The sequence below is a fragment of the Chelativorans multitrophicus genome (assembly GCF_011317445.1).
In the GTDB taxonomy this organism is placed as follows: domain Bacteria; phylum Pseudomonadota; class Alphaproteobacteria; order Rhizobiales; family Rhizobiaceae; genus Chelativorans; species Chelativorans multitrophicus.
On the sequence record NZ_JAAAPL010000013.1, the window covers coordinates 24,705 to 30,864 of the forward strand.

Below are 6,160 nucleotides of genomic sequence, written 5' to 3' on the forward strand. Positions count from 1 at the left end.
AAGGTGCAGACATGCCAGAAGAAGCAATCCGCCCCCTGCCCTTCCATGTCGAGCGGGAGATTCCACATGTGGTGGCTGTCGGTCGAGGCAGCGTCATTGACCTGCGTATCCGGTTGCCTGAACGGCTCAAGGGGTCGGCGAGCGTATCTGCAGGCGGCAAGTCCATACCGCTTCACCGTCACCGAGCTCCGGTACCGTTGACGCTCGCCGGAGAAGCTGCGCGGATACACTCCGGTCTTGTGCCTCTTGACGAGCCTCTGGCTTCGACCACGGTCGAGCTTCATCTTTCCTGTTCGGGAGAAACTGTCCGGCTCGGGCGGTCGCTCCTGATCCCTTCAGCCTGGCCAAGGTTTCCCAACAACAATCGACATGGAACATTTTATGACGACGGACTCGTTGTAGTCTGCATGACGACTTATGAACCAGATGAGGATCGTCTAGCCCGCCAGATCCATTCAATTCTCGATCAGTCCTATCCCAAGATCATGCTGATCATTTGTGACGATGCTTCAACTACGGATACGGTCGGCTTTATTAAATCCCGCTTCGAAAACGAAACACGTATCACCGTCTTTCGGAACGAGCGGAATCTTGGATTCTACCATAATTTTGAGCGCGCATTGTCTCTTGTCCCTCCTGAGGCATACTATGTGTCTCTCGCCGATCAGGACGATTTCTGGTACCCGAACAAGATCGCGGATTCGATCGCCCGGTTTGGGCCGGAAACCGACCTTGTCTTCTGCGATGCCGCGATCAAGACCCACGAAGGGGAAACCCTGTCCAAGACCTATTGGACGGCCCGTCGTCCTTATTGTGGCCCCCTGGATGCCCTTCTCACGCTGAACACCGTTACCGGCGCTGGCGCGATATTCCGGCGAACTCTTCTCGATCAGGCTTTACCATTCCCTCCCAATCTCGGCGGCGCATTCCATGATCACTGGCTCGCCTGCTGCGCGCTGGCAAAAGGAGGGATCGAGTTCCTGGACCAGCCTCTCTATGATTATATCCAGCATGGCCATAACGTCACCGGCCACATCCAGTCGAAGCATGCCGGTCCTCTGAAGGGGATGCTTGAAGACAGTTCCCTCGTTCTCGGCGGGTTCCTGAGTAAAACGGCAGCATCGAAGGCCTACGCAAAACGTGAAAGCCTCTCCCATGTCTACTGGGAGTGGTACAGGCAATTGCAAATATATACCAAATGCCTTGAGGTCAGATTTCCGGACAAGTCCCTTTTTATCGAGAATGCACGCTCCATGTTTCTGGGAAAGTCACCCATTCAGGCTCTGAAGGAAGCCCACAGGCGGTACAGGGAAGCCGGTCTGGATACGAACAATGTCGAAGTTCTCTTTGCGAGAGCAAACAGCGCTGCCGGTCTTGAGGACTGACGCATTGGTGTGCTCCCTGAAAAGTGATCCTCTTCAAAGGCCCAATAGCCTACTTAACAGAGGACCACTTTTCAGGGGGAAGACCAGCTCCCTGCCTGAAGAATTCATTTCCGGGCTAAAGCGGCGGCTCTGAATTCAGCAGGCGCGCCACCACCACCTCGCTCGATTTCTGCCAATGAGGCGCCGTCCAGCCGAAAGTGCCGGCAAACCGGGCGCTGGACAGGCGGGAATCGCGCGGCCGTTTTGCCTTCGTCGGATAGGCGGTGGTGGGTATGTCGCTCACCTCCGCGTAAGGACCGCCGTACTTCCTGCTGGTCGCAAGAATATGGCGCGCGAAGCCGCTCCAGTTGGTCTCACCCGTTCCGGCGAAATGATAGAGTCCATGGACGTCGCGTCCTTCTCCTTCATGCATCGCGCTCGCGGCGGTCAGGATCGCGTCGGCGATATCGAGCGCGCTGGTCGGGTTGCCCCACTGGTCGCTTACGACCGCGAGCGTGTCGCGCTCGTTGGCTAGCTTCAGCATCGTCCTGACGAAGTTCCTGCCGAACGGGCTATAGACCCAGGCCGTGCGCAAGATGACATGGCGCGGGTTCGCGCGCGCTACCGCTTCCTCGCCGGCGAGCTTGGAGGCGGCATAGACACCGCGCGGGGCGGTCGCTCCGGTTTCGTCGTGCGGGCCTTCTTCCGCGCCGCCGAAGACGTAGTCGGTCGACAGGTGGATCACCGGAACGCCAAGCGCGGCCGCGGCCGTGGCGACGTGGCCGGCCCCGGCGGCGTTTATCGCGAAGGCGAGGTCCGGCTCGTCCTCCGCCTGGTCGACGGCGGTGTAGGCGGCAGCGGATACGACCATATCCGGGGCGGCGGCCTGAAGCGCCGGCAACACTGTCGCAGGCTCTTCCAGGAAGAGATCCGGCCGGCCGACGGTCACAACCTCGACGTTGGCGCGTTCGCGCGATCGTTCGATCAGGCTTCTGGCGACCTGTCCTTCGCGGCCGGTGACAACCAGTCTCACGCCGCGCCTTTCCGCGTTTCGCCGAGACGTTGCCCGCCATAGCGTTCACGGCGGATCGGCCCCCACCACCATTCGTTGGCGAGGTACCAGTCGATGGTCCCGGCAAGCCCGCTCTCGAAGGTCTCGCGCGCGGACCAGCCCAAGTCCTGCTCGATCTTGGACGGATCGATGGCATAGCGCCGATCATGTCCCGGCCTGTCGGTGACGAAGGTGATCAGCTCGCGGTATCTCGCGCCGCCGGCACGGTGCCGCTTCTCGTCGAGGATGTCGCAGATGCTTTCCACCACCGCCAGATTGCTGCGTTCGGCCCGCCCGCCGACATTGTAGCTTTCGCCGACCGCGCCCTTCGTCAGCACCAGTTCCAGTGCGCGCGCATGATCCTCGACATGGAGCCAGTCGCGCACATTCGCGCCCGCTCCATAGACTGGCAACGGCCTTTCATCGAGGGCGTTGAGGATGACCAGCGGAATGAGCTTCTCCGGGAAGTGGTATGGGCCGTAATTGTTGGAGCAGTTGGACAGCACCACCGGCAGGCCGTAGGTCTCGTGCCAGGCGCGCACGAAATGATCCGATGCGGCCTTCGAGGCCGAATAGGGCGACGAGGGTGCGTAGGCGGTCTCCTCGGTGAAGACGCCGCTGTCGAAGGGCAGGTCCCCGAACACCTCGTCCGTCGAGATATGATGGAAGCGGAACCGCTCCTGGCCCGCCGACGCCAGCTCGCGCCAGTAGGTAAGGGTGGCGTTCAGCAGCCTGTAGGTGCCGACGACATTGGTCTCCACGAACGCCTCGGGGCCGTCGATCGAGCGGTCGACATGACTTTCGGCGGCAAGGTGCATCACCGCGTCGATCCGCTCGGCCCGCATGATCTCCAGCATCGCGTCGCTGTCGCGGATGTCGGCCTTCCTGAACGCGTAGCGCGGGTCATCCTCCACCGACGACAGCGATCGCAGGTCGCCGGCATAGGTGAGCTTGTCGACGTTGACGACGCGATCGGCCTGGCCCGCCACGAGATGACGGCACACGGCCGATCCGATGAAGCCCGCGCCGCCGGTGACAAGAATGCGCATGTGCAGTTTCCAGGTCAGTTGAGCTCAGGTTGGCTGAACTCAGGTCAGTTGAACTCAAAGACGTCCGCATCCGCCAGAAGCGGCGCGGCTTCGTCCTTTGCCGAAAGCAGGACACGACCTGCCTCTACCGGCCATTCGATGCCGATCCGGGGGTCGTCGAACCGGATGGATCGGTCGTGCTCCGGCGAGTAGGTATCCGTCACCTTGTATATGACCTCGGTGTCAGGTTCGAGTGTGACAAAGCCGTGCGCGAAGCCGGCCGGAACCAGAAGCTGGTTCCACGCCTCGGCCGAGATCTCGATTCCCGTCCAGCATGCGAAAGTGGGAGAACCCTTGCGGATATCGACGGCGACATCGAAGATGCGGCCTTTGACGATCCGGACCAGCTTGTCCTGCGCCCGGGGCGGCAGCTGATAGTGCAGCCCCCTCAGCGTGCCTTTTGCTGCGGAAAAGGAGTGGTTGTCCTGGACGAAATCGAGATCCACGCCGGCGGCCGCCCATCGCTGACGGTTGTAGGTCTCGGAAAAGAAGCCCCGCGCATCGCCGAACTTCGGCGGGCGGATTTCAAGCACGCCGTCGAGCGCCAGGCGGCGAACTTCAACCATTGGCCGCTTCCCGGACCCTGCGGCGAAGGTAGGCCGCATATTCCGTCGTGCCGAGCCTGTCTGCCGTGGCAAGCACCTGATCGGCGCTCAGATAACCGAGTTCGAAGCCGATCTCTTCGGGGCACATCACCTTGACGCCTTGGCGATGCTCGATCGTGCGCACGAAGGAGGACGCCTCATGCAGGCTGTCGTGCGTTCCCGTGTCGAGCCAGGCGTATCCGCGGCCAAGCCGCGCCATATGCAGCGCGCCTCTGGCGAGATAGACGTTGTTGACGTCGGTGATCTCGAGCTCCCCGCGCGCGGAGGGCTTGATGTTCCGGGCGATGTCCAGCACGTCATTGTCGTAGAAGTAGAGCCCAGTCACTGCCCAGTTCGATTTGGGCTCTGCCGGCTTTTCCTCGATGGATTGCACGACGCCGGTCTCGCCGTTGAACGCGACCACCCCATAGCGGCTCGGGTCGTCGACGCGATAGGCGAACACGGTGGCGCCTTTCTCCCTCGCACCCGCCTGGCGGCAGAGTTGGGACAGGCCTGCGCCGTAAAAGATGTTATCGCCGAGGATCAACGCGACCGAGTCGGTGCCGACGAAGTCGCGGCCGATGATGAACGCCTCGGCAAGCCCGTTGGGCTGCGGCTGCTCCGCATAGGAAAGCGAGATGCCGAACTGGCTGCCGTCACCCAAGAGCGCCTGGAAGGCGGGCATGTCGCGGGGGGTGGTGATGATCAGGATATCGGTTATGCCCGAAATCATCAGCACGCCCAGCGGATAGTAGATCATCGGCTTGTCGTAGATGGGCAGCAGCTGCTTCGAAATCGGAACGGTGACCGGATAAAGCCGCGTGCCGCTGCCTCCGGCAAGAATAATTCCCTTCAAAGAAATCTCCTTTTGAAGACGCTGTAGCGTTATAGCTTGCCAAGAATTACAGAGACAAAAAGCGCTACCGTTCCTAGCTTTGATTGCCGGTATAATCCAGAGCGGCGCAGTGATGCGATGCGCTCTTTCAGGTTCCTGGAGCGGATATTGGAGTACTCCATGATGACGCGCCTTGCCTCATCGGTGAGAAGATCATCACACGCCTGAAGCGCGGCCATATTTTGATCATTCCATTTTCCAAGCTGCCCTTCAAGCAGCCGCTTGATCCGCTTTACTCTCGCCAACACCCCGGTGTTCTTGCCGATGAGATTGGCCGCATGTTGCCTGTAGCCGATGTGGGGCGTAGGGTCGTAGATGACCATTCCACCCGCGCCCGCGACGAGCATATAGCACCACCAGTCATGGCTGACGAAGCCGGTGCGGCGGGCGCTCTCCGCCGCGAGCTCGAAGGCCGCCTTGTTGAGGACCATCGTGTTTCCGCCGCCGATGCTCTGCACGATGGCGTTCTTGAACGAGGGCGGACGGCGAAACTTGGGAGAGAACCCGACAGGCGCGCCAGCCTCATCGATGAGCCGCGTCCTGGAGCAATAGAGGCCGGGGCGCTCCCCTTCGCAGCTTTCGATCGCTTTTATGGCTACGCGTAATTTTCCTTCATGCCAGACGTCGTCCTGATCGCAAAATGCCGTATAGTCGGCGTCGATGTCGGACTGGGAAAGCAGGGACCGGAAATTCTCCGAGTAGCCCCGCCCGGGGCCGCTCAAGGTGATAAACTTTCCTTTGTTCCATTTGGCCTTCCATTTATCAAGAATTAAACTTGTCTTGTCGGAGGAGCCATCATCCGAAACGATGAGGTTTAAATTACTTATATCCTGATTGTATATTGTCGCGATCTGTTCATCCAGATACAACTCGCCATTGTATGTGGCCATAAGGATATTGACAGAGAGGTCCGCTTTTATTGCGTTCATGTCTGAACTGATTCAGCGACAACAGCGCGACCGCGGGCACTGGCAAGTCGCAGCGGACTCGGACGAACCTTGGGATTGAACAGCCACCGCGCAGGCCTATCCATTGTCTGTGCACATCATGAAAGCTAGGTGCCTCTTAGCGAACAAGGTCTTGCCGCGCAATAGGGGTCGGAACAAGAGCAGTGCCAAATCGTACGCTAAGGCCGAACGGATGGTGAACGTCATGCGGCGCGCAACATTCGGCCGGGA

6 protein-coding genes are annotated in these 6,160 nt (G+C 60.2%); 1 reads left to right on the forward strand and 5 read right to left on the reverse strand.

Annotated elements, in window-relative coordinates; genetic code table 11:
* Positions 1-11: 11 nt before the first annotated feature.
* Positions 12-1,385, forward strand: a complete 1,374-nt coding sequence (locus GNP00_RS22930; protein ID WP_166016360.1) for a glycosyltransferase — start codon at positions 12-14, stop codon at positions 1,383-1,385.
* A gap of 115 nt (positions 1,386-1,500) precedes the next feature.
* On the opposite strand, the gene rfbD is transcribed toward GNP00_RS22930, so the two are convergent.
* From rfbD to GNP00_RS22955, 5 genes are read right to left on the reverse strand one after another with little or no spacing between them, the layout of a single operon-like run.
* Positions 1,501-2,397 (reverse strand): dTDP-4-dehydrorhamnose reductase, encoded by an 897-nt coding sequence (gene rfbD, locus GNP00_RS22935; RefSeq protein WP_166016362.1) that lies wholly within the window; start codon positions 2,395-2,397, stop codon positions 1,501-1,503.
* Positions 2,394-3,464 (reverse strand): dTDP-glucose 4,6-dehydratase, encoded by a 1,071-nt coding sequence (rfbB, locus tag GNP00_RS22940; protein WP_166016364.1) that lies wholly within the window; start codon positions 3,462-3,464, stop codon positions 2,394-2,396. The genes rfbD and rfbB overlap by 4 nt, the downstream gene beginning before the upstream one ends.
* A gap of 44 nt (positions 3,465-3,508) precedes the next feature.
* Complete coding sequence (rfbC, locus tag GNP00_RS22945) at positions 3,509-4,069, reverse strand: dTDP-4-dehydrorhamnose 3,5-epimerase (protein ID WP_166016366.1); 561 nt, start codon at positions 4,067-4,069, stop codon at positions 3,509-3,511.
* Positions 4,062-4,943: a glucose-1-phosphate thymidylyltransferase RfbA gene (gene rfbA / locus GNP00_RS22950; RefSeq protein WP_166016369.1), complete on the reverse strand. Its 882-nt coding sequence runs from the start codon at positions 4,941-4,943 to the stop codon at positions 4,062-4,064. Before rfbA ends, rfbC begins: the two co-directional genes overlap by 8 nt.
* A 29-nt stretch (positions 4,944-4,972) precedes the next feature.
* A complete protein-coding gene (locus GNP00_RS22955) occupies positions 4,973-5,911 on the reverse strand; it encodes a glycosyltransferase family 2 protein (protein ID WP_166016371.1) in 939 nt (312 codons plus the stop codon).
* Positions 5,912-6,160: the final 249 nt, after the last annotated feature.

Excerpts from the sequence above, each read along its gene's own strand:
- rfbB (WP_166016364.1), bottom strand. The coding sequence starts at position 3,464 with ATGCGCATTCTTGTCACCGGCGGCGCGGGCTTCATCGGATCGGCCGTG.
- rfbC (WP_166016366.1), bottom strand. The coding sequence starts at position 4,069 with ATGGTTGAAGTTCGCCGCCTGGCGCTCGACGGCGTGCTTGAAATCCGC.
- GNP00_RS22955 (WP_166016371.1), bottom strand. The coding sequence starts at position 5,911 with ATGAACGCAATAAAAGCGGACCTCTCTGTCAATATCCTTATGGCCACA.
- GNP00_RS22930 (WP_166016360.1), top strand. The coding sequence starts at position 12 with ATGCCAGAAGAAGCAATCCGCCCCCTGCCCTTCCATGTCGAGCGGGAG.